The 26,430-nt window shown below is 59.5% G+C and carries 24 protein-coding genes and 1 pseudogene; 19 read left to right on the forward strand and 6 right to left on the reverse strand.

Annotated features, from left to right (window positions below; translation table 11 throughout):
• Positions 1 to 6: 6 nt before the first annotated feature.
• The 7 genes from H8F21_RS25280 to H8F21_RS25310 all read left to right on the forward strand — a co-directional run bounded on the left by H8F21_RS25280 (position 7) and on the right by H8F21_RS25310 (position 6,751).
• A complete protein-coding gene (locus tag H8F21_RS25280) occupies positions 7 to 474 on the forward strand; it encodes a PaaI family thioesterase (protein ID WP_203585580.1) in 468 nt (155 codons plus the stop codon).
• The gene (locus H8F21_RS25285) at positions 471 to 1,529 is read left to right on the forward strand and encodes an acyl-CoA dehydrogenase family protein (RefSeq protein ID WP_203585581.1); all 1,059 of its coding nucleotides are present in this window, start codon (positions 471 to 473) and stop codon (positions 1,527 to 1,529) included. Before H8F21_RS25280 ends, H8F21_RS25285 begins: the two co-directional genes overlap by 4 nt.
• Positions 1,529 to 2,293 carry an enoyl-CoA hydratase/isomerase family protein gene (locus H8F21_RS25290; RefSeq protein WP_203541325.1) on the forward strand — a complete coding sequence of 255 codons (765 nt, stop codon included), beginning with the start codon at positions 1,529 to 1,531 and terminating at the stop codon, positions 2,291 to 2,293. Before H8F21_RS25285 ends, H8F21_RS25290 begins: the two co-directional genes overlap by 1 nt.
• Before the next feature lies 1 nt (position 2,294).
• Positions 2,295 to 3,440 carry an acyl-CoA dehydrogenase family protein gene (locus H8F21_RS25295; RefSeq protein WP_203585582.1) on the forward strand — a complete coding sequence of 382 codons (1,146 nt, stop codon included), beginning with the start codon at positions 2,295 to 2,297 and terminating at the stop codon, positions 3,438 to 3,440.
• A 70-nt stretch (positions 3,441 to 3,510) separates the two neighbouring features.
• A complete protein-coding gene (locus H8F21_RS25300) occupies positions 3,511 to 4,428 on the forward strand; it encodes an SDR family NAD(P)-dependent oxidoreductase (protein ID WP_203541323.1) in 918 nt (305 codons plus the stop codon).
• Between the two features lie 16 nt (positions 4,429 to 4,444).
• Positions 4,445 to 5,431, forward strand: a complete 987-nt coding sequence (locus H8F21_RS25305) for an NADH:ubiquinone reductase (protein ID WP_203585583.1) — start codon at positions 4,445 to 4,447, stop codon at positions 5,429 to 5,431.
• Between the two features lie 69 nt (positions 5,432 to 5,500).
• Positions 5,501 to 6,751, forward strand: coding sequence for an OprD family porin (locus H8F21_RS25310; RefSeq protein WP_203541321.1), 1,251 nt, complete (start codon positions 5,501 to 5,503; stop codon positions 6,749 to 6,751).
• Between the two features lie 115 nt (positions 6,752 to 6,866).
• On the opposite strand, the gene H8F21_RS25315 is transcribed toward H8F21_RS25310, so the two are convergent.
• Complete coding sequence (locus H8F21_RS25315) at positions 6,867 to 7,889, reverse strand: substrate-binding domain-containing protein (RefSeq protein ID WP_203585584.1); 1,023 nt, start codon at positions 7,887 to 7,889, stop codon at positions 6,867 to 6,869.
• A gap of 253 nt (positions 7,890 to 8,142) precedes the next feature.
• Here H8F21_RS25315 and H8F21_RS25320 point away from each other — a divergent pair, with 253 nt between their 5' ends.
• From H8F21_RS25320 to H8F21_RS25345, 6 genes are all read left to right on the forward strand, one after another.
• The gene (locus H8F21_RS25320) at positions 8,143 to 9,492 is read left to right on the forward strand and encodes a uracil-xanthine permease family protein (protein ID WP_203585585.1); all 1,350 of its coding nucleotides are present in this window, start codon (positions 8,143 to 8,145) and stop codon (positions 9,490 to 9,492) included.
• Between the two features lie 21 nt (positions 9,493 to 9,513).
• Entirely contained in the window at positions 9,514 to 10,911 is a 1,398-nt protein-coding gene (locus H8F21_RS25325) for an amidohydrolase family protein (RefSeq protein ID WP_236043217.1), read from the forward strand.
• A 21-nt stretch (positions 10,912 to 10,932) separates the two neighbouring features.
• Positions 10,933 to 11,646: a sulfite exporter TauE/SafE family protein gene (locus tag H8F21_RS25330; protein WP_203541318.1), complete on the forward strand. Its 714-nt coding sequence runs from the start codon at positions 10,933 to 10,935 to the stop codon at positions 11,644 to 11,646.
• A gap of 47 nt (positions 11,647 to 11,693) precedes the next feature.
• The gene (locus H8F21_RS25335; protein ID WP_203585586.1) at positions 11,694 to 12,950 is read left to right on the forward strand and encodes an OprD family porin; all 1,257 of its coding nucleotides are present in this window, start codon (positions 11,694 to 11,696) and stop codon (positions 12,948 to 12,950) included.
• 265 nt (positions 12,951 to 13,215) lie between these two features.
• The gene (locus H8F21_RS25340) at positions 13,216 to 13,710 is read left to right on the forward strand and encodes a YkgB family protein (RefSeq protein ID WP_203585587.1); all 495 of its coding nucleotides are present in this window, start codon (positions 13,216 to 13,218) and stop codon (positions 13,708 to 13,710) included.
• Between the two features lie 51 nt (positions 13,711 to 13,761).
• The gene (locus H8F21_RS25345; protein ID WP_203541699.1) at positions 13,762 to 14,592 is read left to right on the forward strand and encodes an AraC family transcriptional regulator; all 831 of its coding nucleotides are present in this window, start codon (positions 13,762 to 13,764) and stop codon (positions 14,590 to 14,592) included.
• Between the two features lie 276 nt (positions 14,593 to 14,868).
• Here H8F21_RS25345 and H8F21_RS25350 read toward each other — a convergent pair whose 3' ends face one another.
• Both H8F21_RS25350 and H8F21_RS25355 read right to left on the reverse strand, forming a co-directional pair.
• Positions 14,869 to 15,537, reverse strand: coding sequence for a GntR family transcriptional regulator (locus tag H8F21_RS25350; protein WP_203541315.1), 669 nt, complete (start codon positions 15,535 to 15,537; stop codon positions 14,869 to 14,871).
• Positions 15,538 to 15,603: 66 nt separating this feature from the next.
• Positions 15,604 to 16,338 carry an SDR family NAD(P)-dependent oxidoreductase gene (locus H8F21_RS25355; RefSeq protein WP_203585588.1) on the reverse strand — a complete coding sequence of 245 codons (735 nt, stop codon included), beginning with the start codon at positions 16,336 to 16,338 and terminating at the stop codon, positions 15,604 to 15,606.
• A 245-nt stretch (positions 16,339 to 16,583) separates the two neighbouring features.
• On the opposite strand from H8F21_RS25355, the gene H8F21_RS25360 reads away from it, so the two are divergent.
• The 3 genes from H8F21_RS25360 (at position 16,584) to H8F21_RS25370 (ending at position 19,987) form a co-directional block, all read left to right on the forward strand.
• Positions 16,584 to 17,636 (forward strand): phosphotransferase, encoded by a 1,053-nt coding sequence (locus H8F21_RS25360; protein ID WP_328824541.1) that lies wholly within the window; start codon positions 16,584 to 16,586, stop codon positions 17,634 to 17,636.
• Entirely contained in the window at positions 17,633 to 18,952 is a 1,320-nt protein-coding gene (locus H8F21_RS25365; RefSeq protein ID WP_203585590.1) for an aspartate aminotransferase family protein, read from the forward strand. Before H8F21_RS25360 ends, H8F21_RS25365 begins: the two co-directional genes overlap by 4 nt.
• Before the next feature lie 72 nt (positions 18,953 to 19,024).
• Positions 19,025 to 19,987, forward strand: coding sequence for a bifunctional GNAT family N-acetyltransferase/nucleoside diphosphate kinase regulator (locus H8F21_RS25370; protein WP_203585591.1), 963 nt, complete (start codon positions 19,025 to 19,027; stop codon positions 19,985 to 19,987).
• A gap of 108 nt (positions 19,988 to 20,095) precedes the next feature.
• Here H8F21_RS25370 and H8F21_RS25375 read toward each other — a convergent pair whose 3' ends face one another.
• The 3 genes from H8F21_RS25375 to H8F21_RS25385 are packed head-to-tail and all read right to left on the reverse strand — an operon-like array spanning position 20,096 to position 21,569.
• Positions 20,096 to 20,539, reverse strand: coding sequence for a DUF421 domain-containing protein (locus H8F21_RS25375; protein WP_203541310.1), 444 nt, complete (start codon positions 20,537 to 20,539; stop codon positions 20,096 to 20,098).
• 9 nt (positions 20,540 to 20,548) lie between these two features.
• On the reverse strand, positions 20,549 to 21,001 hold the full coding sequence (locus tag H8F21_RS25380; protein ID WP_203585603.1) for a hypothetical protein: 453 nt from the start codon (positions 20,999 to 21,001) through the stop codon (positions 20,549 to 20,551).
• Between the two features lie 40 nt (positions 21,002 to 21,041).
• Positions 21,042 to 21,569, reverse strand: coding sequence for a CinA family protein (locus tag H8F21_RS25385; protein ID WP_203585592.1), 528 nt, complete (start codon positions 21,567 to 21,569; stop codon positions 21,042 to 21,044).
• 265 nt (positions 21,570 to 21,834) lie between these two features.
• Between H8F21_RS25385 and H8F21_RS25390 the strand changes: the two are divergent.
• The 3 genes and pseudogenes from H8F21_RS25390 to H8F21_RS25400 form a co-directional block, all read left to right on the forward strand.
• A pseudogene (locus H8F21_RS25390) lies at positions 21,835 to 22,104 on the forward strand (efflux RND transporter permease subunit); the annotation flags it as partial.
• Positions 22,101 to 23,594: an efflux transporter outer membrane subunit gene (locus H8F21_RS25395; protein ID WP_203585593.1), complete on the forward strand. Its 1,494-nt coding sequence runs from the start codon at positions 22,101 to 22,103 to the stop codon at positions 23,592 to 23,594. The pseudogene H8F21_RS25390 and the gene H8F21_RS25395, both read left to right, overlap by 4 nt.
• 59 nt (positions 23,595 to 23,653) lie before the next feature.
• Positions 23,654 to 26,209 carry a heavy metal translocating P-type ATPase gene (locus H8F21_RS25400; protein WP_203585594.1) on the forward strand — a complete coding sequence of 852 codons (2,556 nt, stop codon included), beginning with the start codon at positions 23,654 to 23,656 and terminating at the stop codon, positions 26,207 to 26,209.
• Positions 26,210 to 26,430 lie beyond the last annotated feature (221 nt).

Here is a 26,430-nt window from a genome sequence, read left to right on the forward strand (position 1 = left end):
CCTGCAATGACCGATTCCCCTTTGGCACACGCCCCGAACGCTGCGACCGATCCAGGCCCGGTGTTCCCCGGCGCACGCTTCAGCTTTCAGGAGTTCATTGGCCTGGAGCGCTGGGCTCAAGGCGAAGTTGCCCATATTCGCTTGCAGCACCGTGAAGAGCTGATGAATTACCTCGGCCATTTCCACGGCGGCGTGCTGATGACGGTGCTCGATGCGGCAATGGCCGGGGCCATACGTATCCATGCGCCAGGCTGCACGATGGTCACCATCGACATGGCCACGCACTTTCTAGGCGCCGCGCGTAGCCAACTGAACGCCGTCGGCCGGGTGCTGCGCCAGACCCGCAACCTGTGTTTCTGCACTGCTGAGATTCGTAACGAAGACGGCGAACTGATCGCCACTGCATCCGGATGCTTCAAATACCGGCCTGCGCAGGCCGCAAACCGTTTCACAGACATGAGTACGACGATATGAGCGACATCGACGAAATGAATTCTGAGCGCGAAGAGCGGCTGCGCATGATCCGTGACAGCGCCGCGTCGCTGACTGCTCCAGATGGGGATCTGGGGCGGGTACGCCGCTTGCGCTTTAACGAGCCCGGAGTAGACCGCGCGGCCTGGACCGAAATCTGTGCCATGGGCTGGCCAGGCCTGCGTCTGAGCGAGGCGCTGGGCGGCAGCGGCTTGGGCATGGCCGAGTACGCCGCATTGTTGGAAGAGCTTGGCCGCGGCCTGCTGCCTGAACCGCTGATTGAGGCGTGCCTGGTGGCTCCCATGCTACAAGCCGAGGAGCGCGAGGCGCTGCTCAGTGGAGAATGCTTAGTGTTGCCGGCAGGTATCGGCTACGAACAGGCTGCAGCGCTGCCTCAAGTGCGCGATGGCAAGATCTACGGCGAAGTGACTCACGTTGCCCTTGGCGCGGCTGCCGATGCTTGGCTGGTGGCATGCGAAAGTGGCTTGGCGCTGGTTGAGAAGGGCGCCCAGGGCCTACAGTTGAGCCAACAATCAACTCAGGATGGCGGCCACCTGGCACACCTGCGCTTCAATGGTACCGAAGTCCGGCTGCTGGAGGCCTCGCCCGCAGCGCTCGACGAGGCGGCGTTGGCCTGCGCTGCCTATTTGGTGGGGTTGATGGATTCGGCGTTCGAGAGCACCCGTGAGTACCTTGGTGTGCGTAGCCAGTTCGGGCAACAGATCGGCAGCTTCCAGGCCCTGCAGCACCGTATGGTCGACCTGAAGATTCAGATCGAACTGGCACGCGCGATCGTAGCTCAGGCCGCGTCGGCTATCGACAGCAACAGCTCAGCGGCTGAATGCCAGAGACTGGTTTCAACCGCCAAGGTGCGCGCGGCCGAGGCGGCGATGCTGGTCACCCGTCAGGCTATTCAGTTGCACGGCGGTATCGGCTTTACCGACGAAGCTGACATTGGTCTGTACTTGCGTCGCGCCATGGTCTTGCTCAACGCCCAGGGGTCGCTGGCATTTCACCAGGCGCGTTACATCGCCTTACTGCAACGCGAGGTGGCCTGATGAGCGACCTCTTGCTGGAAGAAACCCACGGCAGTGTGCGTTTGCTGCGCTTCAACAACCCTGAACGACGAAATGCATTGTCTGTGGCACTGCGCGGCGAACTGCTGCTCGCGCTGCAAGCGGCTGAGCACGATTCCCGTGTGCGCAGCGTGGTTATCAGTGGCTCGGCGCAGGTGTTCAGTGCCGGCGGCGATCTAAGTGACATGCATGTACACGACCTTAGTGCAGGCCGTGCGCGGATGCAGAACAACGCCGCGCTGGTGCTGCAGATGGTACGCATGGGCAAGCCGCTGATTGCTGCCATTGAAGGTTGGGCGGTAGGTGCGGGTCTGTCGGTGGCGTTGGCTTGCGACAGCCTCGTATGCGGTGCAACCGCGCGCTTTGCTGCCGGTTTTGGCAAAGTCGGCCTGCTGGCCGATCTCGGTCAGCTGTACACCCTGCCTGCGCGCATAGGCCAGGGGCGTGCGCGTCAGATCTTGCTGTTTGGCCAGGTGGTCGAGGCACAGGAAGCGCTGCGTATTGGTCTGGTCGATCAACTGTGCGAGCCCGGTGCAGCACTGGACACCGCGCTGGCGCTGGCGTCGACGCTTGAACAGCAGGCGCCGTTGCCTTTGGCCATGAGCAAGACCCTGCTCGCCGAGGGCCTGGGCCTACTACTCGATCGTGAAGCCGAACTGCAGAGTCAGTTGTTCCTCAGCGCCGATCACGCCGAAGGTAAGGCAGCTTTTTTGGGCAAGCGTGCCCCCGTATTCAGAGGACAGTGAAATGACCGATTACAACGCTTTGGCCGATGAAGACTTCCGCCTGATGGTGCGCCAATGGATAGCCGCCAACTACCCGCAACGTATCCGCAACCCGGCCCACCGCCTGGGCCGGGAGCAAACGTGGGAGTGGTACCAGGCGCTCTCGGACAGGGGCTGGTTGTGTCCCGGCTGGCCGACACAGCACGGTGGCATGGGCCTTAATGCCGGCAAGCAGCTGATCATGATCGAAGAAATGGAAGGCTACGGCTGTGCGCGCCTGCCAGATAGCGGCATTACCATGCTGGGACCCTTGCTGATTCGCTACGGCACTGCGGCCCAGCGTGAACGCTTTCTGCCACGCATCCTCAGCGGCGAGGACATCTGGTGCCAGGGCTACAGCGAACCTAATGCCGGTTCTGACCTCGCCAGCCTGCGTACCGAGGCGGTGCTGCAGGACGGCCAATGGGTCATCAATGGTCAAAAGACCTGGACCACCATGGGTACCGAATCCAACTGGATCTTCGTACTTGCGCGCACCCAGCGCGGTGGCAAGCCACAACAGGGCATCAGCTTCCTGTTGGTGCCGATGGACAGCCCAGGCATTGAAGTCAGACCGATCCTCAATCTGGAGCTGCACGGTGAGTTTTGTGAGGTGTTCTTCAACGATGTGCGTGTGCCGCAGGACAACCTGGTATGCGAGGTGAACAAAGGCTGGGGGATGGCCAAGGCGCTGCTGGGTTTTGAACGGATCTTCTTGGGCTCGCCCAAGCAGGCCACGTTCGCACTGGAGCGAGTAGCGCGCCTTGCCCGACATCAGGGGCTGTGGGAAGACCCAGCATTTGCTCGACGCTTTGGTGCCCTGAGTATGGACCTTGACTGTCACAAGGCGTTGTACGGGCACTTCGCCGAGCGTTTGCGCCGCGGGGAAACCCTTGGCGCGGAAGTGTCGATGCTCAAGATCCATCAATCTGAGCTGTATCAGCGCATCAGTGAATTGGGGCTGGAAATCGCCGGCCTGGATTCTGGACTGTCGCAGCCCTTTGCCGACGATCCTGAATTGCACCCGGCGGGCATCTTCATCCAGTCGCGACCCACCACCATTTACGGCGGCACCAACGAAATCCAGCGCAACATTTTGGCCAAGAGCCTGCTCGGCTTGCCGGGCTGAAGTGAATGTGGCCCGCCTGGTCGGGCCCATCGCGGCTCAACAATCGCAAACAATCAAAAGGAAAGCAGCGATGAGTGCACAGATGAATGAAGGCAAGGTAGCAATCGTCACTGGCGCAGGTGGCGGCATTGGTCGCGAAATTGCCCTGGCAATGGCTAAGTCCGGTGCGCGGGTAGTGATCAATGATATTGGCGTTTCGCTCAGCGGTACGGGAGGCTCGGCATCGCCCGCCGAGGAAACACGCTCGTTGATTCTCCAGGCGGGGGGCGAAGCGGTGATCAATACCGACAGCGTTTCGCAATGGGACAGCGCGCGTCGCATCGTCGACTGCGCGATGGACACCTTCGGCCAACTCGACATTGTGGTTAACAACGCAGGCATTTTGCGTGACGTGATCTTCCACAAGATGAGCGCCGAGGACTGGTTGTCGGTGATCGATGTGCACCTCAACGGCAGCTTCTTTGTCAGCCGCGCTGCCGCCGAGCGCTTTCGCGCGCAGCAAAGCGGGGCGTTTGTGCACATGACCAGCACATCGGGGCTGATCGGCAACTTCGGCCAGGCTAATTATTCGGCTGCCAAGCTCGGCATTGTTGCCTTGAGCAAGTCTATTGCCCTGGATATGCAGCGCTATAACGTGCGCTCCAACTGCATCGCACCTTTTGCCTGGAGCCGCATGACCGACTCCATCCCGGCCGAAACGCCGGAGCAAAAGTTGCGGGTCGAAAAGCTGCAACGTATGACCCCGGAAAAGAACGCACCGTTGGCGGTGTACCTGGCCTGCGACGCCGCTCGCGAGGTTAACGGCCAGGTATTTGCCGTGCGCAATCACGAGCTGTTCCTGATGAGTCAGGCCCGACCACTGCGCAGCGTTCACAGCGAGCATAGCTGGACCCCGCAAACCATCGCAGAGCGCGGTATGCCGGCGCTGTCGGGTAGCTTCATGGACCTGGCACGCAGCCCGGACGTGTTCTGCTGGGACCCAATCTAAGACGCGGAGGCAGAGCATGAGTGTATTTAAAACTCGCTTTACCGAAACCTTCGGTGTCGAGCATCCAATCATGATGGGCGGGATGCAGTGGGTCGGTCGCGCCGAGTTAGTTGCAGCCGTCACCAACGCCGGCGGCCTGGCAGTGCTTTCGGCGCTGTCCCAGCCGTCCCCACAAGCCTTGGCCACTGAGATCGCTCGCTGCCGCGAACTGACAGACCGTACCTTCGGTGTAAACCTGACGCTGCTGCCGACGCAAAAGCCGATGCCTTACGCCGAATACCGTGCGGCGATCATCGAGTCGGGCGTGCGTATCGTGGAGACAGCTGGCAACAACCCCGCCGAGCACATCGCCGAATTTCGTCGCCATGGGGTCAAGGTTATCCATAAGTGCACATCGGTGCGACATGCGTTGAAGGCCGAGCAGTTGGGTGTTGATGCCGTGTCCATCGTCGGCTTTGAATGCGCGGGTCACCCAGGCGAAGACGACGTTCCGGGGTTGGTATTGATCCCGTCGGCAGCCAACCGGCTGAAGGTGCCGATCATTGCCTCCGGTGGTTTTGCCGACGGTCGTGGGCTGGTTGCAGCGCTGGCCCTGGGCGCTGATGCGGTTAACATGGGTACGCGTTTTCTCAGCACCCGTGAGTGCACCATCCACCCGGCAGTGAAGGCAGCCATTCGCGCCGCCGACGAGCGCAGCACCGATGTCATCATGCGCTCGCTGCGCAACAGCGCGCGGGTTGCCCGCAATGCCGTCAGTCAAGAGGTACTGGCCGTTGAGGCGCGCGGCAATGTCAGCTACGCAGATATCGCCGCGTTGGTTAGCGGGCAGCGGGGGCGCGGCGTCTATGAGCAGGGCGACACCAACCTGGGGATCTGGTCGGCGGGTATGGTCCAGGGCCTGATCGAGGATGAACCGAGTTGTGCGCAGCTATTGCAAAACTTGGTCGAACAGGCGCGCGGCCTGATTAAACACCGTCTTGAAGGAATGCTCAGTTACACCTGAGGCATAACACTGACGCGGCGCTGCCCACGCAGCGCTGCGTGCACAACACCTGACGAAGAGACAACAACAATGAAAAATCTTCCCCTCCGGGCGCTGGCCTCGGTCGCCGTTTGCCTGCCATTCAGTGCGCATGCAGATTTCATCGGCGACAGCAAAGCCAGTCTGGAGCTGCGCAACTTCTATTTCAACCGCGACTATCGCCAAACCGGCGCTACGCAGTCCTATTCGCAGGAATGGGCCCAGGGTTTCTTACTGCGCTACGAGTCTGGCTACACCAATGGCACGATTGGCCTGGGTGTGGACGCCTTGGGCCTGCTCGGTGTGAAACTCGACTCCAGCCCTGAGCATTCGGGTTCCGGCCTGCTGCCGTATTCTGCCCGCGACCGTCGGGCCGCTGATGAGTACAGCGACTTGGGTCTGACAGCCAAACTGCGCGCCTCCAAGAGCACACTGAAACTGGGTACCCTGATGCCAAGGTTGCCAGTGGTGCAGTACAACGACACGCGCCTGCACCCGCAAACTTTTGAAGGCGGGCTGCTGCAAATCAACGAGATCGACAACCTTTCGCTGCAGCTCGGGCAACTGCGTCAGGTCAAACAGCGCGATTCGACCAACGTTGAGGACATGACCATCACCCGTGGTAACAAGCGCAATATCCAGCTGGGAGGCCACGCTACCAGTGACCGCTTCAATCTTGGGGGCGGGACCTGGCGCTGGAATGAAAATCTGAGCACCAGCTACTACTATGGCGACTTCCAGGATTTCTATCGCCAACACTCCCTGGGGCTGGTACACGAGCTGCCAATTACCCAAGGGCAGTCGTTAAAATCCGATGTGCGCTGGGCTCGCTCCACCGACGCCGGTGGCAGCAACGTTGACAACAACGCGCTCAACGCACTGTTCACCTACCGCCTGCGCAGTCATAGTTTTGGCCTTGGTTTGCAGCGCATGTCGGGCGATACCGGTTTTGCCTATTTGTCTGGAACTGATCCGTACCTGACCAACTTTGTGCAGATCGGTGACTTTGCCAACAAGGATGAACGCTCCTGGCAGCTGCGCTACGACTTCGATTTTGCCGGTATCGGCTTGCCGGGATTAACGTTCATGACGCGTTACTTGCGCGGCGACAACATCGATTTGCTCAACGGTCAGGGCAACGGCAAGGAATGGGAGCGAGATACCGACATTGGTTACGTGGTGCAGACAGGGCCTCTGAAAAACCTTGGGTTCAAAGTGCGAAACGGTAGCTTTCGCAGCAGTTTTGGCAACGATATTGATGAGACCCGCGTCTTCGCTACGTACACATTACCGATCTGGTAATGGACTAACGATCAGCCTGATCCGTTGAGAGGGCAGGGCACGGCCCAAGCCACGGTCTGGATGTCAAACCTGCATCCAGGCCGCAGCTGTTGGCAACACAACCCGCTGGCAGCGATTACCCTTGGCGGGTCGATTCGCGTGGGATCAGGGTCGCCAGCGGCGCGTCGATGCGCTGGCGCGTGCCGGTATCATTGATTTGCTCGAAGAGCAGCTCGATAGCCAGGGATGCAACGTCTTCCAGGTGCATGTTCAACGCGGTCAGCGGCGGGTTGCATTCGCGTGCGCGCAAGCCGTCGTAGCGTGTCACCACTTTCACGTCCTGAGGGATTTTCAGCCCTTTGTCCAGCAACGCGCGCACGGCGCCGGAGGCAAAGGCATCGACCGGCACACACAGGCCGTCGATACCTGGGTGCGCGTGCAACAACTCCATACACGCAGCCGCTCCGGCAGCTTCGCCACCGCCTTCATCTGCCCGAACAATTGCGGGCTGCTGATTGTTGGCCGCGCAATAGGCCCGGTAAGCCTGCTCCATGTCCAGGTAGGAATGCCGCGACTGCACGCCAATCACCAGCCCGATACGCTGCGCGCCTTGTTGCTGCAGGTGCGCGAGTAGCAGGTTGCCTATGGCTTCGTCATGCATGTCGATGTACGGCAAGGCCTGAGCCTCGGGTTGGCGCCCGATAGACACCAGCTTCACGCCGCGTTTGCGCAGGCGCGCAACATTGGGATCGTTGGCAACCGGCTCGATGATCACTGCGCCGTCGATATCCAGCGTATCCAGCAGCTCCCTGGCCTCATCCATGGGCGGTACCAGCACCAAAGCCACGCCCCGACGCAGCGCGGCTTCGGTTGCGGTCGCGGCAATTTCCATCAAAAAGCCCAGGCGTGACGAACCCCCGGCCACGGCAAACGGCATGGAGGAGAGCAGCGCAATGGCGTTGGCGCGACCGGTGCGCAGGCGCTGTGCACGCAGGTTGGGACTGTAACCCAGGCGTTCAGCAACTTCCTTCACCAGCGCCCGAGTGACCGGATCGACTTGCCCGCGATCATTCAGCGCGTGGGACACGGTGGTGCGCGAGACCCCGGCGGCGTTGGCAACATCGGCAATGGTCAGGCGGCGAGAAGTGCTGTTAGGCATAGACGGTTGGCTCTTTAAACAATGGCGGCAGTTATACGCTGCCTGAAGGCTATCAGCTACTCAGGTACACAGGGGGCGATGGATGCGTTGACAGTCGATTGGAACAGGAATACATTCCACCCAAATCGATTTGGGTAAATAAACAAATCGATTTGGTTGGGCAGATGGCAGCATTTTCCCTACCAAGGCTCGTCCAGATCCAAATAACAATAATTCAATGGGCTGTCGCGGACGGCCCAGGTCGAGGTGGGATATGCCGGATATCGAAAAGAACCCTGTTAGCCCTGTTGATGAGCGCCTGCCGTGGCGCCAGTTACTGATGTTTGGAGCCCAGCATGTACTGGTCATGGCGGCATCGCCGATTGCATCGGTGTTCCTGATGGCCACAGCGCTGGGTTTTTCCAGTGAGTTGACGCTGCAACTGCTCAGCGCCACCTTTCTGGTCTGCGGGTTGGGTACGTTGTTGCAGTCACTGGGCTTGCGCGGCTGCGGCGCACGCTTGCCATTCATCATGCTGCCCGGTGGCGCACCGATCATGCTGTTTATTCTGATCGCCCAGCAGAACGGGGTGGCAACGGCATCGGGCGCGGTGATTCTCACCGGTGTGTTCTATTTTCTGGTGCTGCCAGTGTTCCGCCGCCTGCTGCGGTTTTTTCCTTCGGTGGTGGTGGGCACCATGTTGCTGCTGGTCGCGGTCAACCTGGTCAAACTGTCGGGGCAGTTGATTGTTGGTGCGCCCGGCAGCGCGCATTTTGCCGCGCCCCAGCAACTGCTGCTGGCCTTTGCCACCATCGCCATTACCGTCCTCTGCGCGCGGCTGTTGCGCGGCACCCTGGGCCAGTTGTCGATTCTGCTCGGTTTGCTCGGTGGCAGTTTGCTTGCAGTCGCCATCGGCGCGTTCGACAGCACTGGCCTGAGCGTCTATCCGTTGCTGAGCCTGCCGACCTTCATGCCCTTTGGCGTGCCGCACTTCGATGTCTTCGCCTCCATTCCACTGATGCTGTTTTGCCTGGTTTCGATGGTAGAGGCCACCGGCCAGACCGTGGCCATCAGCGAAGCCGTGGACAAACCCCTCGACGTGCATAAAGACGTGGTGCGGACCATTCGCGGCGACGCCGTGACCTCGATACTCGGTGGTTTCATGGGTACGTCAGTGATCATCACCAGTGGCGAAAACATCGGCGTGATTCGCGCCACCCATGTGCGTTCACGCTATGTGACGGCTGTTTCCGGCGTATTGCTGCTGGTCTTCGCGTTGCTCGCACCGCTGGCTCGGTTGATCGAAGGCGTACCTGAAGCCGTGGTCGGTGGTACCAGCCTGATTGTGTTTGCCATCGTCGGCACCATGGGCATCGACATGCTGCGCAAAGTAGATCTGCGCAACCACGGCAACATGTACGTGGTGTCCATCGCCATGGCCGTCGGGCTGCTGCCGATTCTCGTGCCTGGCGTGTACAGCCAGTTCCCCAACGGCGTCGCCGGGTTGCTCGGCAATGGCGTGGCCATGGGCGCGCTGACCGCGGCCGTGATGAACTTCCTTTTTCATTGTCTTGGCCAGCAGCGCAACGCCGTTGATGCCAAGACCAAACTGATCAACTCCTGAGCGCACACTAAGGCTTTTTCTATGAACTGCACTGTTAGCAATCACCTGGCGGTTTCGCCGGAACACCTTACTGCGCCCGGTCAACTGCTGGCCCCCGACTGGCTGCTGTTGCCTGAAGGGCCGCGTCGGGACCACGCGGTACGCATTGTCGATGGCCACTTTGCCGATGTCGGTCCACTGGCGGTGCTGCAAGGGCGCTATCCCGACCATGGCGTGCTGCGGCTCGAACATCAGTTGTTGATGCCAGGCTTCATCGACACCCATCACCACCTCAGCCAGAGCTTTGGCAAAGGCCTGGTGTTCGGTGAACCGTCGGAGATTTTCCGTCGTGTATGGATTCCCCTTGAAGGCTCGCTGGACTCCAATCTGCTTTACCTGACCAGCAAACTCGCCGCCTTCGAATCGCTGCGCGGCGGTTTCACCACCGTATGCGATGCCGGCACCCGCTCCAAGGAAGGTGTGGAGGCCATTGCCCAGGCAGTTCACGAGGTGGGCATACGCTGCGTGCTGGCCAAGACCTGCAACGACCTGGAAGGCGAGCGCGTCCTCGATGCCCGCCAAGTGTTATCAGTAGCTGAGCAACACCTGGCGGCGTGGGACAACGATCCGTTGATTACCCCGTCCCTGGCAATCCCGATTCCCGAGATTGCCACCGACCTCACCCTGGGCGCCGCATACCGCTTGTGCCATGAGGCGGGCAGGGTGTTCCAGAGCCATGTCAACGAACACCTGGTTGCGGTCGAGCGTTCCCTTGAACGGTATGGGGTAAGGCCACTTGAGCAACTGCACCGCGCGGGCGCGCTGGGGCCGGGAGCGCTGCTGGCCCACGCAACCCTGCTGACCTCGAACGAACTCTGCCTGCTGCGTGATAGCGGTGCGGCGGTAAGTTACAACCCGGTAGCGAGCGCCTGGAAAGGCAATGCCGTTGCCCAGGCGCACCTGATGCACTGCCTGGGCATAGCGCTTGGACTGGGCACCGACGGCACACGCGGCGACGGCTTTCGTCTGCTCGATTACGCCGAAGCCGCACAACGCTTTGCTCATGGTTTGCCGGTAGGTGATTCGGTATGCGGCGGCGGCCAGTTATGGCTGGACATGGGCACCCAGAACGGCGCTGACGTGCTAGGGCTGGGCAAGGTGACTGGGCGCATCGCGGTGGGAAAAGCAGCAGATTTTCTGCTGGTAGACCTGGCGGTACCCGAGTTGCTGCCATCGTGGAACCTGCCCTGGGACCTGGTCAGGCTCGCCAACCGCGATCAGATCCAGGCTGTGGTGGTGCAGGGTAAGGTGCGCCTGTGGCAAGGCTGGCCCACCGACTGGGATGCACGTGAACTGATGCGCCGGGTCGATACCCTGGCGCGTAGCGTGGTCGACCAGGCTCCCATCCATAAAGTGCACCCCTTGCCGACTGTGGCATGACTGATCTGGAACCCGATAACGATGAATCTACCATTCGACCCCCTGTATATCATTGCCGTAGCCGTGGCCTGCGGTGCGCTTATCCAGGGTACGACGGGCATGGGCTTCGCATTGATCGTGGCGCCAGTGATGGGATTACTGGCACCGGAGTCCTTGCCCGTCAGCTTGTTGATCTTGATGCTGCCACTTAACGCCGCGGTCGCCTGGCGCGAGCGTAGCGCTATTGATTTCAGAGGCAGCTCGTGGATCACCCTGGGGCGTTTTGCCGGCACCTTTGGCGGTGTCTGGATATTGCTGGTGCTGCCAATTTCGCAGCTCAACCTGTTGATCGGGCTGTCAACGATCGCCGCCTGCCTGGTCACCTGGATGGCGCCGTCTTTCGTCCCCGGGCGCCGGGCGTTGATCTCGACCGGGGTGATCACCGGTATCACTGAAACAGCTACCGGGGTAGGCGGCCCGCCGCTTGCTCTGGTGTACCAGCACTCGCCAGTCGCCACGCTGCGAGGTTCTGTGGCCCTGTGCTTTTTAGTGGGCGAGGTGATCTCACTGGTGGTGTTGGCCATGGGCGGGCATTTGAACACCGAGCAGGTCTCACCCGTGTTGGCCTTGTGTGTGCCTCTGGCGCTGGGTGTGGTTGCCAGCCACTGGGCTCGCCATCTGATCAACGAGACGAGGCTGCGCCGCTTCGTGCTCATTTTCGCCTTCGTTTCCGGGGCGCTTCTGCTGGTGCAATAAGCAACACACCATCGCATTCCACAACAAGTACAAAAAAGGAATTCGCCATGTTTGCTTTGAACAACCCGATTACCCGGGCGGCACTGCTGTGCACGTCTGCCTGGTCCGCTGTGGTTGATGCTGGCTTGATTGATGACAGCAAGGCCACGGTATTGCTGCGCAACTATTACTTCGACCGCGACTACAGTGACAGTGGTGCGGTGCAAAGCCAGCGCCGGGAATGGGCCCAGGGCTTTATCGTCAAAGGCACCTCCGGCTACACCCCGGGCACCGTGGGCCTGGGCCTGGATGTGCTGGGCCTTGTGGGCGTGAAGCTGGACAGCAGCCCAGACCGCAGCGCAACCGAACTGCTGCCCTACGACCATGACGATGGCCGCGCGCCGGGCAGTTATGGTCGACTGGGCCTGACCGCCAAGCTGCGCCTATCGCACACCGAACTGCGTCTGGGAGAGCTACTGCCCGAAGTCCCCATCCTGCGTTTCAACGACGGCCGTTTGCTGCCACAGACCTTTCAAGGCGTCATGGTGACCTCCAAAGAGATCGATCACCTGACCCTGCATGCCGGCCAGATACACAGCTTCAGCCCGCGCAGTGCCGCAGACAGCGAAGACCTCTACCCATCGGTCAGCGGCCGTAGCGTTACCCGCGCGACCTCCGACCGTTTCACCTTCGCGGGTGGCGAATACAGCCTTGGCAAGGATTCGGCACTGGGACTGTGGACGGCGGAGCTTGAGAACGTCTACCGCCAGAACTATTACAGCCTCACTCACTACCAGCCGCTTGGCGCCTGGACAGTCGGCGGCGTGCTGGGCGCATTCGATACCTACGACTCAGGTCGCTCGCTGGCCGGAACACTGGACAACCAAGCCGCCTCGCTCCTGTTGTCTGCCGCCCATGGCGGCCACCGGTTTTACCTCGGGCTGCAGCGCATGTATGGCGAGGACGGCTGGGTCACCATTGACCGCTCGCTGGGCAGCACCCTGGCCAACGACATGTTTGCCAACACCTTTGTTTACGCCAACGAGCGCTCCTGGCAACTGCGGTATGACTATAACTTTGCCGCGCTGGGCATACCCGGCTTGACGCTGTTGATGCGCTACACCCACGGCGACCATATCAACAGCACCGAGACAACCAATGGCCGCGAGTGGGAGCGTGATGTGGGGCTGACGTACACCTTTCAGTTCCGTCAAATCAAGGGGCTTAGCTTGCGCTGGATCAACGCCGAAGTGGGGCGAGATTTTGGGGTGAATGACTTTACCGAGAATCGATTGATTCTGAGTTTGCCGGTTGAGCTTTTTTAGTGGTGTGGCCGCAAACGTACTGTTGTGTAGCAATTTTAGACGATCTGCACGATAACGTTGACGATCAGATCCCAAGACGCCATCAACAACACCCAACATGTCTCTCTGGTTGATAAGCCCTGACCTACTTACCGGAGACTCATCATGACGCGCATTTCCACCCGGGATCTTGAACAAGCCCCGAAGGCTTCTCGATGTCACCTGTAACAAGTTAATGCTCATGCACTCAGTTCCAGAGTCAATTAATGCAATGCAGGTACTTTCTATGAAGCCGTCCGTATTTACACACCTGTTACATAGCGACATTGAAATCAAATTCATCCGTTGGACGCTGGTTATGATCTTCGTCCTGTTCGGCTACGCCAAATGGTTTCCTTACGAGGCGCAAGGGCTATTGCCCTTGATAGGCAACAGCCCGGTACTGGGCTGGATGCACACCCTGTTCGGTATTCAAGGTGCCAGTTACGCACTGGGCGTCGCGGAGTGGACAATAGGGTTGGGCCTGGTGCTGGGTGCCTGGTTTCCCAGGGTCTCGGTTCTCGCATCGGCGGGATCCGTGGCGACTTACCTGACTACCATAACCCTGATCTTCTCCACCCCTGGTGGATGGGAGGCGTCGGCGGGCGGCTTTCCGGCCATGGGGGGGGCGACTGGCTTTTTGCTCAAGGACGTGGTGTTGCTGGCAGCTTCACTCGCGCTTCTCAAACACAGTGTGCTGCAAGTTCTGCCAGGCTTGCAGAAACCGAAAGCTGCCGTTTGAGCACTGAATTTTGCCGGTGTTGACATTGGGTTACGCGAGCCGAGGAGTTTCATGAGCAGTCTTGACATCGTACTCAACCATTTCAATCTTCATGCTTCGACCTACCATCAAGGTGGCTTTTGCGGCACGGCGGAGTACGCGGGCGAGAAGTGCTGCGGATACATCCATTTACTGCGCGCAGGTCGCGTTACATTTGAGGATAAGTCCAAACAGGTCTTCCAACTCGAAGAACCAGGACTGATGATGATCGTGCGGCCCAATGCTTACAGGCTCACGGCGACGCAAGACTGTGGTGCGGAATTGGTCTGCGCGACCTTGCAATTTGATGGAGGCGCCGACAATCCATTGTCCCGGGCTCTTCCGGACTACATCATCAGGCCGCTGAGTGAGTTGCCAAGCCTCGGCGGCTGCCTTGACTGGATCTTTCAGGAGGCAACAGGTCAGCAAGCAGCCCGAGAGCTGGTACTCAATCGCTTGTTTGAGCTGATGGTTATCCAGTTACTACGTCATATCATGACCCGCCGTGAACTTCCTTGTGGGCTGATGGCGGGCTTGGCTGACACCCGCCTGTCACGCGCACTGACTCAAATCCATCAGCGCCCCGAGCAAAGCTGGACGGTCGCGGCGTTGGCCAGCATTGCCGGAATGTCTCGCGCTGGTTTTGCTGCGCATTTTCGCAAGGTGGTAGGGTTCTCTCCTGCAGATTACCTGCTGGAGTGGCGAGTGAGCCTGGCTCAAAAGCGTTTGCGTGAGGGGAGGCCGATAGCCTTGATTGCAGATGAGGTAGGTTATGAAAGCCCATCCGCGATGGCCAGGGCATTCCGCCGTAAGGTTGGCAGCAGTCCCCGTCAATGGATACAGCAGGACGCTCGGCCTGGCTGAGCCATGGAACAGAAGGAGTATCTTGTTCGGTGGAAATCGCTCTGTCTCTTTGTAGCGCAAAGCGTCTAACCTAGCGCCTCAGCTTCATAACAGACATTGCGCCCTGCGCCATAACGGCGTGGAAATCGGCAAGCGCGATTTCATGGGCGCATTCTGACCCAGGGCTCGCCCGGGGTTGAGCGAGGCTGTCGTTTCATACGTCTGCTGCGAGACCCGTGGTGGGCGCCGCCTTCGACATACTGATGGTTGGCGCACACGGCTCTTGCTGCTTGAATTTCAATCGTGCTCAAGTTGAACGTATTCCAGCATTTTTTGGCTTCCATCAAGAATGTCGCTGCAGATTGCCTGACGAGCGCCCGCGCCATCGTGTTTCTTCAGTGCATCGAGAACGTCCCAGTGATGATCAATTGCCATACGCTCGTTGAAGCTCCCATAGGCGCGAGCAATAAGCGGTCCAGTACGCATCCATAAGCCGTCCAGCAGGCTGGTGAGTACCGGCATGTCGGCGATTTCCGTCAAGCTGAAGTGAAACTGGTGATTGAAGGTCAATGCTGCCTTCATGTCGTTGTCTTTGATCGCTATAAGATTGTTTTGAATGCAGGTTTGTAACTGCACCAAATGCTGTGGGGTCGCCAACGATGCGGCGGTCTCGGCTGCCAATCCTTCGAGCGAAAGCCGGATGCTTCTGATCTCCAGGTACTGCTTGGACGTCAGTACCGGGACGCGAATGTCCCTCGGCGTTTTGAGAACCAGCGCCTGCTCTTTCGCCAATTGAAGAATGGCGTCCCGTACCGGCGTGACACTCGTACCCAATTGCTCGGCAAGGTCGCGTATGCGTAGCCGGTCGTTAGGCTGGAAGCGGCCGGTGATCAAGGCTTCCCGGAGCAAGCCATAGATACCGCTGCCAAGGTATGAGTGTTTCAGGTTCTCAATGGGGTAATTCATTGCGTACTCGTATGCGGCACAGGCCCGGCTGGATGGGGAGGCTACCGGCAGTGATTATCGAGTAACTCAAACATGTTGCCCACCATTCACGTGGATTTCCGCGCCATTGATGTACGAAGCGCCGTTGGTGCAGAGGAAATGCACCAGTGCGGCGACTTCCTCGGGCTTGCCCATGCGTTTCATTGGGATCGATCGCTCAACGATCAGCTCGGTGCCGGCGGAGAGGATAGAGGTGTCGATTTCTCCAGGAGCGATTGCGTTTACACGCACGCCGTGCGGCCCAAAGTCATGCGCCATCTCTCGGGTGAGGGCCGATAGCGCCGCTTTCGAGCAGGCGTAAGCGACACCTGCAAACGGATGGACGCGCGAACCCGCAATGGAGGTGACGTTGATAACCGAGCCTCTGGCTGTCTTGAGCTCCTCGAAAAGCCCTCGAGCCAGCAGTACTGTAGAGAAAATGTTCACATTGAAAACGTTCAGCCAGGTCGCATAGTCGGATTCCAACACCCCTAGTCGTTCACCCTCTGCGCCCTTGGGTGACATGCCGGCGTTGTTAACCAGCGCATCGAGTCGACCACCGAGCTTCTCCCTGATTTCTGGAAGTCTGTTCTGGACCTCTTCGACGTTGCCGAGGTCGAGGTGAATGTGGTTGGCCAGGCCTTCAGCCCATGGACAGCCTTCGCCCAGATCTTGGCGCGACGCGGTAAACACTCGCCAACCTGCGGCGCTGAAATGTTTTACGGTTGCGTGTCCAATGCCCCGGCTGGCACCAGTGAGAAGCAGCGTACGTTGGTCGCTCATGACGAGATCCCTTTCGTTGGTGATGAATGAGTGTAGCTCGAATTATGATGCATCATATTTATTGTGTGGTTTAATGGATTCGCCGTAGCGCTGAATTCACCCTGGCGTTGGCGTTGGCGTTGGCGTTGGCGCTGCTTGCTGACGGGTAAGCAGCGCCAGGAGAAAGGAATTGGCCAAGCGCTTCAGCGCATTTGCCAGTGAGCTGTTCAACCCGGAAGAGGACGTGAGTCATGCCACTGGAAAATTTGGCTGTCGATGACAGCCTGCTCGAAGCTGCCCCCGCTCTGGTCGCCGATGCGCAAGCGTGCGCGGTGCTCCAGCAGCACTTTGGTTTAAGCGGCAAGCTGGAAAAACTGGGGGGAGAGCGTGACCTCAATTTTCGCCTGCTCCTTGAAGAAGGGTCATCTCGTTTGCTCAAGCTTTCTCATCCGCTTGAGAGCCCCAACGTGGTCGACTTTCACAACCAGGCAATGCGAAGAATCGCGCTTCGAGATCCGCATCTTCCGGTGCAACGGGTGTTTCCGTCGCTTCAAGACCAGTACGCGACCTTGGTTCAGATTGATGGGCAGCACATGCTGGCCCGGCTCATGTCTTTTGAAGAGGGGCTGCCGCTTCACCGCGTGAATCGCACCACAACGGCGTTTCGCCGAGTGATTGGGCAGTCCATTGCCCGGCTTGACGTCGCGCTGGAAGGCTTCACTCATCCAGCCGCCGGGCACGTTCTGCTCTGGGACATGCAACATGCCGCACACCTTCGCCCGCTGTTGACTCACATCGAGCCGGGTCAGGGGCGAAACCTGGTCGAGCAAAGTCTTGATCGGTACGCATCTGTCGTCTTGCCGCAGATCCCTGGGCTACGCAAGCAAGTCATTCACAATGACATGAATCCGCACAACATCATCGTCGATACCGAGTGCCCTGATGTCCTGCGCAGCATCCTCGATTTCGGTGACATGGTGTACGCACCCTTGGTCAATGAAGTCGCGGTTGCCGCGTCATACCACCTTGGACCGGTCGGCGATGTTCTTGAGCCGGCGCTGGATGTTATTGGCGCCTACCACCAGCACAATCCGCTTACCCAAGAAGAGATGGCGCTACTGCCTGAGCTGCTGGGCACGCGCTTGGCATTGGCCCTTTGCATCAACTCATGGCGCGCCGAGCTGCATCCCGAAAATCGTCAATACATCCTTCGAAACGCTCAGCGTGCGTGGGCAAATTTGAATGCAATGGCCTCGCTGTCTCGATCCGAAATTGAAGATCGAGTTTCTTCAGCGTGCCGACGAGAGGTCCGAGTATGAGCATGGCCAACGGTTTCACTTCAGAGGACGCAACCCGGCTTTCGGACACTGAACGTCGCCTGATTGAGCGCCGCGAGCGTCTGCTCGGCCCGGCGTACCGACTTTTCTACGAGCGACCGCTGCATACCGTTCGAGGGGAGGGCGTTTGGCTTTACGATGAGCAGGGCCGCCGTTATCTGGATGCCTACAACAACGTCGCATCCATCGGTCACTGCCATCCGCGCGTGGTCGAGGCCATGTACAAGCAGTCGCTGCAACTGAACACGCATACCCGCTACTTGCAGGAGGGCATTCTCGACTATGCCGAGCAGTTGTTGGGTACCTTCTCAGGCGATCTGGATCGAGTCATGTTCACCTGTACCGGCAGTGAAGCGAATGACCTCGCGCTTCGAATTGCCAAGCAGTTCACGGGCGGTACCGGCGTCATCATTACCCAGTTTGCCTACCACGGTGTCACTGGAGACATCGCCGAGCTTTCGCCGTCGCTCGGTAGCGCCATGCTGCTCCCGGCGCATGTCCGTACCGTTCGGGCGCCGGACGCTTACCGCCTGGGCGCTGAAAACGTGGCGTCGACGTTCGCCGCGGATGTACGTGGCGCGATCGATGACTTGAAAGCGCACGGTATCCGTCCCGCAGCCATTTTGCTGGATGGCATCTTCTCCAGCGACGGCGTACTGCCAGGGCCGGCGGGCTTTCTCGCAGAAGGTGTGGCGTTGGCCCAGGCAGAAGGAATGCTGTATATCGCCGACGAGGTACAGCCAGGCTTTGCGCGTACCGGCCTGAACATGTGGGGTTATTCGAGGCACAACGTGCGTCCGGACATTGTCACGCTCGGTAAGCCCATGGGTAATGGTCAACCCATTGCCGGTATCGTTGGGCGCGCTGAGGTAATCGACTACTTCGGAAAGCACATGCGCTACTTCAATACGTTTGGAGGCAATCCGGTCTCGTGTGCAGCAGGCCAGGCTGTGCTGGACGTCATTCGCGACGAACATCTGCAACAAAGATCCCATGACATTGGCGGCTACCTGCTGGACGGCCTGACCCAGCTTGCGCAGCGCCATGAAATGATTGGTGACGTCAGGGGGGCAGGCATGTTCCTCGGTGTTGAACTGGTCAGCGACCGTGCGACGAAGACACCCGCTGCCGAACAAGCCCGCAAGGTCGTCAACGCGATGCGTGAACTTGGGGTGCTGATCAGTGCCGCTGGCCCGCGCGAAAACGTACTCAAGATACGCCCGTTATTGGCGTTTACGCAGGAGCATGCGCAGATGCTTATCGATGCCGTCGATGTCGCCATGCAATGGCTTGATTGAGCGCTGGTACCACCCGCTATTCGGCATTACTGGCGTTATGGCTTAAGATAGCCGGTTGCCGAAAGAACCGTCATGGCCACAGCCATGAAGGGCTTTCATCCTTTACAAATAAGTGTGGTGAAGATGAACAAGCCTTTCATTTCGCTGTGCCCTGAAATTACTCGGGCACACGCGTTGACGTTGAAAGATTGGTTGGAAGATGAACGCGTCACCTGTTATCTGAGCGATTCGCGTGATGTTTCCCGCTCCATTGAGCACGTCATCGATCGGACTCAACTACCGATCCTGACCCATTTATTCAACCGGGGTGGCCGCTTCTTCATGGCCTATGACCGGCATGACGCCCCGGTGGGCTTTGTCCGTCTGATCAAGACCGGCGCGAACTGCGAGATCGTCCTGGTCATTGGCGACAGCGACAAGTGGGGTCGAAACCTTGGCGCTCGCACGATCCGCGAAGGCATGAAACTGGCCTTCCTCGACATGCGCGCAGAAAAACTCGTCGCCAAGATCCATCCAGACAACGCGCGCTCGCTAAAAGCCTTCGTGCGCAGCGGCTTTGTGCTTGAAAGCGAAACGCCGACATTGAAGTCATTTTCCATGACTGCAGGACGCTATCTGCAATTCTTACGCGAAGGTGCTGTTAGCGATTCCACGGGGATCTACATCACCGAAATCGACAAGGCCAGACTCGAAAGCCTGATTGTGCTGGAGCAAGGCCCGACCGTTGTTGAACTCGAACATGAACTTGAGCGGGCCATTGTCGTCAAGCCGCAGCAGGTGGCTCGCAATGTGGTCACGATGAATTCAAGGGCCTTGCTGCAGCTGGACGACGAAGAGATGGAAGTAGCTTTGGTCTATCCAGAAGACGCAGACAGCAGCGCCGGCAAGCATTCCGTGTGTTCCGACATCGGCGCCGCCATACTGGGTTATCAGGAAGGAGACGCCATCGACTGGCGAATTTCTGATCGAACCCGCCGGATTGAAATCAGGAAAGTGCTTTACCAGCCGGAGGCCGCAGGCGACTTCCATTTGTAATCCGCCTTAGACCCACTGAATGACGCGCCATGAGCGTGAAGGACATGGCGCGTTGAGTGAACGCTTTAGCGACAGGGCTCGACTGCGACGATGATTGGTATTTGGGGATTATTCTTCGGCTATCACTGATATCTTGCCGTTGCGCTCGATGATGGCAAATTTGATTTGCTCCAATTTTTCTATCCCTTGGCTGTCACGTGCCGATTCAAGGATGTCATCTTCCGTCAGGCGTGCTCGACGCATACGGTGGTGCAAAAAACGTCCATGCTCGACGACCAAGGTCGCATGGCCGTCCAGCAGTCGCGCCAAACGCTTGGAATTCAGTTTTGCAAGCGACAAGCCGACATCCAGGACAATCAGTGTCGAGATCACCAGCATCGCGTTGACAAACGAGAAGTCGTCGCCCAGTAACGCCTGCTGAGTTGCTTCACCGATAATCAGCAACAGCACGAAATCGAAGGTCGTAAGGTCGCCAAGTGAGCGCCTGCCGGCCACGCGAAACAACAGCATCAATGCTACGTACATTCCTGCAGCGCGAAGGATCGAATCCATTGCTTTCTCCTAAGGGAACAGAAAGGTGGAGAAGCGAACAATGCTGGAGGGGCCTGCCATAACCACACCTTCAAGCGTGCCCACATATTCGCTGCGTAATGTCAGGTAGAGCGTGGCAATCCCTTCCTCGCTGGTACCCAGTTGCAGCAAGATGGCCTTGCCGTGGGAGAGCGACTCCAGCGGCGCTGGTTGAATGGTTTCAATGCTCGCTTCGCGCAGTAAGGAACCGCCGAGTTGTACCATGATTGGTTCTCGGACGTTGCCGCGCACGGTTATACGCAAGCTGTCAGTGGTGCCACTGCGACTGAGCCGTTGATATTCCACCAGCAGCCGGCCATCTTCGCTCATGGCCTGAGCGTCGCTCAGGGGGCCATTGCCAAACAACCCGGCCAAACCCAACAGTAGAAAGATCACGAGCACATACCAACCTACTCGCTCGAAGCGCCAGACGCGTTGTTGCATAGCCATGTCTTCCTGCACGGGGTAACGCCGGGAGTCGTGCTCATGGTCCGCCATAGCCATTCCCCTCAGGTGCACGCTCGTGACCCCAGCGCGCGTGATAGTGAACAAGCTGGGTCAGCCCATAGAGAGCTCCTGCCTGCATAACCTCCGAGCGCTTTCCGAAAAAACGCTGAGTGTGCGTAAAAACTGCGATAGGCTCGCCGGCAAATGCCCAGGCAAAACACAGGGTACCGGGCAGAATTCCAGATTCAGGGCCAGGCCCGGCCACCCCTGTAGTCGCAATAGCGACGTTGGCATCGCTGTCCGTCAACGCTCCTACAGCCATTTCCCCGGCTACTGCCTCACTGGTCAGACCATAGTGCTCGATAGTCTCAGGGTTTACGCCTAGAAGACGCTTCTTGGCAGAAGGGGAATAGACGACATAGCCGCTTTCCAATACCTCTCCTGTACCCGGGCAGGCGGCCAGCAATGCAACCATGCACCCCGCTGTACAGGACTCCGCAGTGGTGAGCACCAGGTGCTGGTCTTTGAGATAGTCGAGCACTGCCATCAGGGGATCGCACGCCATTTTGTTATCAACTCAATGGAGCTTTTGTGGTGGACGTAATTTTCCTGCAAATGGTTCAACGTATTCAGCTTGGTCGCTGAACGTCCGCACACAGGCTTGAATGGGGTCGAACACAGGTCAACGCTTACACTCACCGAAGTGTACGGTGCAATGAATGTCCTTGTTGGCCCCTCGTTGATCGAGTCGGGATGACAAGCTATGGCCTCACGCCTGCCGGTCCTCTGAAAGTTTAAGGCCACTGCGCGAGCAAACATCTTACTCTTACGTTTTTGCTAGCTCAGAGCGTCGCCTGCGGCCAATCCTGATGACGTCGCTTGCCTTCATTGCCGGCGTCGTGCCGCTGGTACTGGCCAGCGGTGCCGGAGCCGAAATGCGCCAGGCCATGGGTGTTGCGGTGTTTGCCGGGATGCTCGGGGTTACCGTGTTCGGCTTGTTCCTGACCCCAGTTTTCTATGTGGTGATCCGTGGCCTGACGGCCCGCTTCGAGCGGTACAAAGCCAAGTCGCAACCGTGTCTGGGGGAGCGTACCTCATGAGACGTCCGTTTCAGAACCTGTTGTTGGCGCTCAGCGCGGCCTTGCTGCTGGGCGGGTGCGTGGCAGTAGGGCCAGATTATGCAGCGCCTTCGGTGACGCCAGAGTATCCCCTCAGTTTCGGCGAGACCTTCGCAGGTATCGGTCCGGGAAATGTTGAAATCGAGTGGTGGCGCGCCTTTGATGAGCCTGCTCTGGTGGCCTTGATTCAGCAGGCACTGGCCGCCAACCATGACATTGCTATCGCCGCCGTGCGCCTCGAAGAAGCCAGGGCAATTGTGCGCGAGAACCGTCAGAACTTTTTGCCCAGCGGCGGGCCTGCCTTCGGCTATGAGAGCTTCAAGCGAAGCGACGCTGAAACACCGGCCGGGCGGGAGCGGCATATCGAAACTTACCGTGCTTCAGTCGATGCCGAGTGGGAAATCGACCTGTTGGGTCGGGTACGCCGGTCGGTGGAGGCGGCACAGGCTCAAGCAGGGTCGCGCGAAGCGCTGTTACGCGGCGTACAGGCCAGCGTCGCGGCGACGGTGGCGGCGACCTGGTTCGAATTGCGCGGCCTTGAAGTTGAACTGGCAGTCGTCGATGACATTAGCAAAAGTCAGCGCGAGAGCCTGCATATGGTCGAGCGCTTGATAAGCGCAGGTTCTGCCCACGAATTCGACCGGCTGCGCGCCGAAGCGCTATTGCGCAATGTCGAAGCCACCGCCCCCGATCTTCAGCGCCGCCGCGCCGCCACCAGCAACGCCTTGGTGGTGCTGCTCGGCGAGGCTCCGCAGAGCTTCAGGTTGCCCGAAACTGCGCCTGAAACGCAGACCCTGGCCATTCGAGCGATTGGTGTGGGTAACCCCGCCGGGCTGCTGGCCCGACGCGCCGACATTGTCGCAGCCGAACGTAACCTGGCAGCCGCAACGGCGCAGATCGGGGTTGAAACCGCCGGTCTCTACCCCGAGGTTCAGGTACGCGGCTCGCTCGGGCTGGTGGCTGGGAGTCTCGATGCGTTAAGCGACTCTGGAGCACCGTCGAACTTCATCGCCCCGGTGATTCGCTGGTCGCTGCTTGACCGTGGGCGGGTGAGGGCGCGGATAGCCGCCAGTGAGTCACGTAGCCAGCAAGCGCTGTTGCTCTATGACCAAACGCTGCTGCGTGCTTTGCAAGAAACCGATGATGCCTTCAAAGGCTATGGCGCGGCGGGCGACACCCTGCAACTGCGGCTCCTGGAATCGGCGGCCAATCGTGAAGCTGCACGCCTTGCGCGGGAGCGCTTTTCTGAAGGGGAGGGCGTTTACCTTGATGTGCTTGAGGCTGAACGCGCCGATTTCAACAGTCGGCGTGCACTGGCAGTCGCTCGCACTAACCAGCGGCTGGCGGTTGTCAGCATCTACAAGGCGTTGGGCGGCGGTTGGGAGGTTTGCGCGCAGCCGAATCAGGATTGTAGCGGTGCTGGTGACAGTAAAAGCCTGTCATTTGCCAAACAAATCAACGCCAGGCCTTGACCTTCCCCTCTTGGGAGGCTTCAAGCTCTTCATTAACAGCTCATTAGAGGGGTAATCCAATGGCTTCCGTTGCGGTTCAACCAGGTTCCAATGCTTCCAAGTCTTCCAGTCGTCTGAGCCTGCCAGTCGACGGCATGACCTGCGCCTCGTGTGTAGGTCGCGTCGAGCGTGCACTGAAGGCGCTACCCGGGGTGGATTCAGCCGCGGTCAACCTTGCCACCGAGCGTGCTGACATCATCTTCAGCGGCCAGGCCGATGCGCAGGCGGCAGTCAAGGCCATTGAGCACGCCGGTTACAATGTTCGCGAAGAAAGCACAGAGCTGGCGATCGAGGGCATGACCTGCGCCTCCTGTGTTGGCCGGGTCGAGAAAGCGCTGAAGAAGGTGCCGGGCGTGCTCGAGGCCACCGTTAACCTAGCGACCGAACGCGCTCGTGTGCGCTTCCTCGCTGGACTGGTGGCTGCTGCCGATCTGGAGGCGGCGATCAAGCAGGCCGGATACAGCGCTCGGCGTTTGTCTCCTGAAAGCAATCATGCCGACGATGCGGACGGTGACCGCCGTGAAAGCGAAGCGCGCGGCTTGCGGCGTTCGTTGCTGATTGCAGCGATCATGACCTTGCCGGTATTCATCCTGGAGATGGGCTCGCACCTGATTCCTGGCATGCACCACTGGGTGATGGAAAACATCGGGCAACAGACCAACTGGTACATCCAGTTCGCACTCGCCACTCTGGTGCTGTTTGGCCCCGGTCTGCGCTTCTTCCACAAGGGGGTGCCCGCCTTGCTGCGTGGCGCTCCGGACATGAACTCGCTGGTATCGGTAGGTACCGCTGCCGCCTATGGCTACTCGGTGGTCGCCACCTTCGTCCCCAAGGTGCTGCCACCAGGCACGGCGAACGTGTACTTCGAAGCTGCGGTGGTCATCGTTACCCTGATCCTGCTGGGGCGTACACTTGAGGCGCGGGCCAAGGGTAAAACCTCGCAGGCCATCAAACGCCTGGTGGGGCTGCAAGCCAAGACTGCGCGCGTCGAGCGCAACGGCAAGACTCTCGAAGTGGCGCTTGATGAGGTCACCACCGGTGACATCGTGTTCGTGCGTCCGGGCGAGAAAGTACCGGTCGACGGTGAGGTCATCGAAGGCTCGTCCTACGTTGACGAAAGCATGATCAGCGGCGAGCCGGTACCGGTCGCCAAAAGCGTGGGCGCCGAAGTGGTGGGCGGCACGATCAACAAGACCGGTGCCTTCAGCTTCCGCGTCACCAAGATCGGCGCCAACACGGTGCTGGCGCAGATCATTCGTCTGGTAGAAGAAGCCCAGGGCTCCAAGTTGCCGATCCAGGCTTTGGTCGACAAGGTGACCATGTGGTTCGTACCCGCGGTGATGGCCGCCGCCACGTTGACCTTCCTGGTGTGGCTGGTATTCGGCCCGGAGCCAGCGCTGACGTTTGCCTTGGTCAACGCCGTGGCGGTGCTGATTATCGCCTGCCCATGCGCCATGGGCCTAGCCACACCGACTTCGATCATGGTCGGTACCGGACGTGCGGCCGAGCTCGGCGTGCTATTTCGCAAGGGCGAAGCCTTGCAGGCACTGCGTGATGTGAGCGTGGTAGCCGTCGACAAGACCGGGACCCTGACCAAAGGGCGCCCGGAACTGACCGACCTGATCACCGCCGATGGGTTTGAATACGACGAAGTGCTTGCGCTGGTTGCAGCCGTGGAGACACGCTCCGAGCACCCGATTGCCGAAGCCATTGTGGCGGCGGCAGAGCAGCGCGACCTCAAAATCGACCTGGTTGAACGCTTCGATGCAACCCCTGGCTTTGGTGTTTCCGCGACCGTCGCGGGGCGCACCGTCGCTGTCGGCGCGGATCGCTTCATGACCCAGCTCGGTCTGGATGTGTCGAGCTTCCTGGACACTGCCAAGCGCCTCGGTGAGCAAGGCAAGAGTCCGCTCTATGCTGCCATTGATGGCCGTCTGGCAGCAGTGATTGCGGTCGCTGACCCGATCAAGGAATCAACGCCCGAGGCCATCAAGGCGCTGCACGCGCTCGGGCTCAAGGTTGCGATGATTACCGGCGACAACGCAGCTACTGCTGCAGCGATTGCCAAACAGCTCGGTATTGACGAAGTGGCCGCCGAAGTCCTGCCCGACGGCAAGGTTGCAGCACTGAAGAAATTCCGTAGCGAAGGCGCACGCGTAGCCTTTGTCGGAGACGGCATCAACGACGCCCCGGCACTCGCCGAAGCCGATGTTGGTCTGGCCATTGGTACCGGTACTGATGTCGCTATCGAAGCGGCCGACGTGGTGCTGATGTCGGGCGACCTGCGCGGCGTGCCGAATGCCATCGCCTTGAGTCAGGCGACCATCCGTAACATCAAACAGAACCTGTTCTGGGCGTTCGCTTACAACGCGGTGTTGATCCCGGTGGCGGCGGGGGTGTTGTACCCGGTGAACGGCAGCTTGCTCTCACCGATTTTCGCGGCAGCAGCGATGGCCCTTTCCAGTGTATTCGTGCTCGGCAACGCGCTGCGGCTCAAACGCCTGCAGGCGCCACTGTCGGTTGAGTCGCGTCCGCAGGCAGCGGCAAGCAGCGCTGCCGTGGCTCCGGCGAACTGACCGTTTAGCATTGCCCCCGGCCAGGCTGGCCGGGCCTGAATGAGTTCTACCTGGGGCGAAACCGCAGCCCTGGACAATCAGGAAGGGTGCCTGCTCGTAACGGCCCAATCCGCCGTGTTGGCCGCGTCGGCAACGATGCAAGTACTGCCGGGTATTCCGAACTCATTGACGTGCTCGTAACTCTGCATGATCACGGCGAGGGTATTGCCGGCGTCATCCGC

Source organism: Pseudomonas arcuscaelestis, assembly GCF_016881005.1.
Taxonomy (GTDB): domain Bacteria; phylum Pseudomonadota; class Gammaproteobacteria; order Pseudomonadales; family Pseudomonadaceae; genus Aquipseudomonas; species Aquipseudomonas arcuscaelestis.

What these genes read in the sequence shown, in the direction of transcription:
- H8F21_RS25280 (WP_203585580.1), top strand. Translation starts at nt 7, where the DNA reads ATGACCGATTCCCCTTTGGCACACGCCCCGAACGCTGCGACCGATCCA.
- H8F21_RS25285 (WP_203585581.1), top strand. Translation starts at nt 471, where the DNA reads ATGAGCGACATCGACGAAATGAATTCTGAGCGCGAAGAGCGGCTGCGC.
- H8F21_RS25290 (WP_203541325.1), top strand. Translation starts at nt 1,529, where the DNA reads ATGAGCGACCTCTTGCTGGAAGAAACCCACGGCAGTGTGCGTTTGCTG.
- H8F21_RS25295 (WP_203585582.1), top strand. Translation starts at nt 2,295, where the DNA reads ATGACCGATTACAACGCTTTGGCCGATGAAGACTTCCGCCTGATGGTG.
- H8F21_RS25300 (WP_203541323.1), top strand. Translation starts at nt 3,511, where the DNA reads ATGAGTGCACAGATGAATGAAGGCAAGGTAGCAATCGTCACTGGCGCA.
- H8F21_RS25305 (WP_203585583.1), top strand. Translation starts at nt 4,445, where the DNA reads ATGAGTGTATTTAAAACTCGCTTTACCGAAACCTTCGGTGTCGAGCAT.
- H8F21_RS25310 (WP_203541321.1), top strand. Translation starts at nt 5,501, where the DNA reads ATGAAAAATCTTCCCCTCCGGGCGCTGGCCTCGGTCGCCGTTTGCCTG.
- H8F21_RS25315 (WP_203585584.1), bottom strand. Translation starts at nt 7,889, where the DNA reads ATGCCTAACAGCACTTCTCGCCGCCTGACCATTGCCGATGTTGCCAAC.
- H8F21_RS25320 (WP_203585585.1), top strand. Translation starts at nt 8,143, where the DNA reads ATGCCGGATATCGAAAAGAACCCTGTTAGCCCTGTTGATGAGCGCCTG.
- H8F21_RS25325 (WP_236043217.1), top strand. Translation starts at nt 9,514, where the DNA reads ATGAACTGCACTGTTAGCAATCACCTGGCGGTTTCGCCGGAACACCTT.
- H8F21_RS25330 (WP_203541318.1), top strand. Translation starts at nt 10,933, where the DNA reads ATGAATCTACCATTCGACCCCCTGTATATCATTGCCGTAGCCGTGGCC.
- H8F21_RS25335 (WP_203585586.1), top strand. Translation starts at nt 11,694, where the DNA reads ATGTTTGCTTTGAACAACCCGATTACCCGGGCGGCACTGCTGTGCACG.
- H8F21_RS25340 (WP_203585587.1), top strand. Translation starts at nt 13,216, where the DNA reads ATGAAGCCGTCCGTATTTACACACCTGTTACATAGCGACATTGAAATC.
- H8F21_RS25345 (WP_203541699.1), top strand. Translation starts at nt 13,762, where the DNA reads ATGAGCAGTCTTGACATCGTACTCAACCATTTCAATCTTCATGCTTCG.
- H8F21_RS25350 (WP_203541315.1), bottom strand. Translation starts at nt 15,537, where the DNA reads ATGAATTACCCCATTGAGAACCTGAAACACTCATACCTTGGCAGCGGT.
- H8F21_RS25355 (WP_203585588.1), bottom strand. Translation starts at nt 16,338, where the DNA reads ATGAGCGACCAACGTACGCTGCTTCTCACTGGTGCCAGCCGGGGCATT.
- H8F21_RS25365 (WP_203585590.1), top strand. Translation starts at nt 17,633, where the DNA reads ATGAGCATGGCCAACGGTTTCACTTCAGAGGACGCAACCCGGCTTTCG.
- H8F21_RS25370 (WP_203585591.1), top strand. Translation starts at nt 19,025, where the DNA reads ATGGCCACAGCCATGAAGGGCTTTCATCCTTTACAAATAAGTGTGGTG.
- H8F21_RS25375 (WP_203541310.1), bottom strand. Translation starts at nt 20,539, where the DNA reads ATGGATTCGATCCTTCGCGCTGCAGGAATGTACGTAGCATTGATGCTG.
- H8F21_RS25380 (WP_203585603.1), bottom strand. Translation starts at nt 21,001, where the DNA reads ATGCAACAACGCGTCTGGCGCTTCGAGCGAGTAGGTTGGTATGTGCTC.
- H8F21_RS25385 (WP_203585592.1), bottom strand. Translation starts at nt 21,569, where the DNA reads ATGGCGTGCGATCCCCTGATGGCAGTGCTCGACTATCTCAAAGACCAG.
- H8F21_RS25395 (WP_203585593.1), top strand. Translation starts at nt 22,101, where the DNA reads ATGAGACGTCCGTTTCAGAACCTGTTGTTGGCGCTCAGCGCGGCCTTG.
- H8F21_RS25400 (WP_203585594.1), top strand. Translation starts at nt 23,654, where the DNA reads ATGGCTTCCGTTGCGGTTCAACCAGGTTCCAATGCTTCCAAGTCTTCC.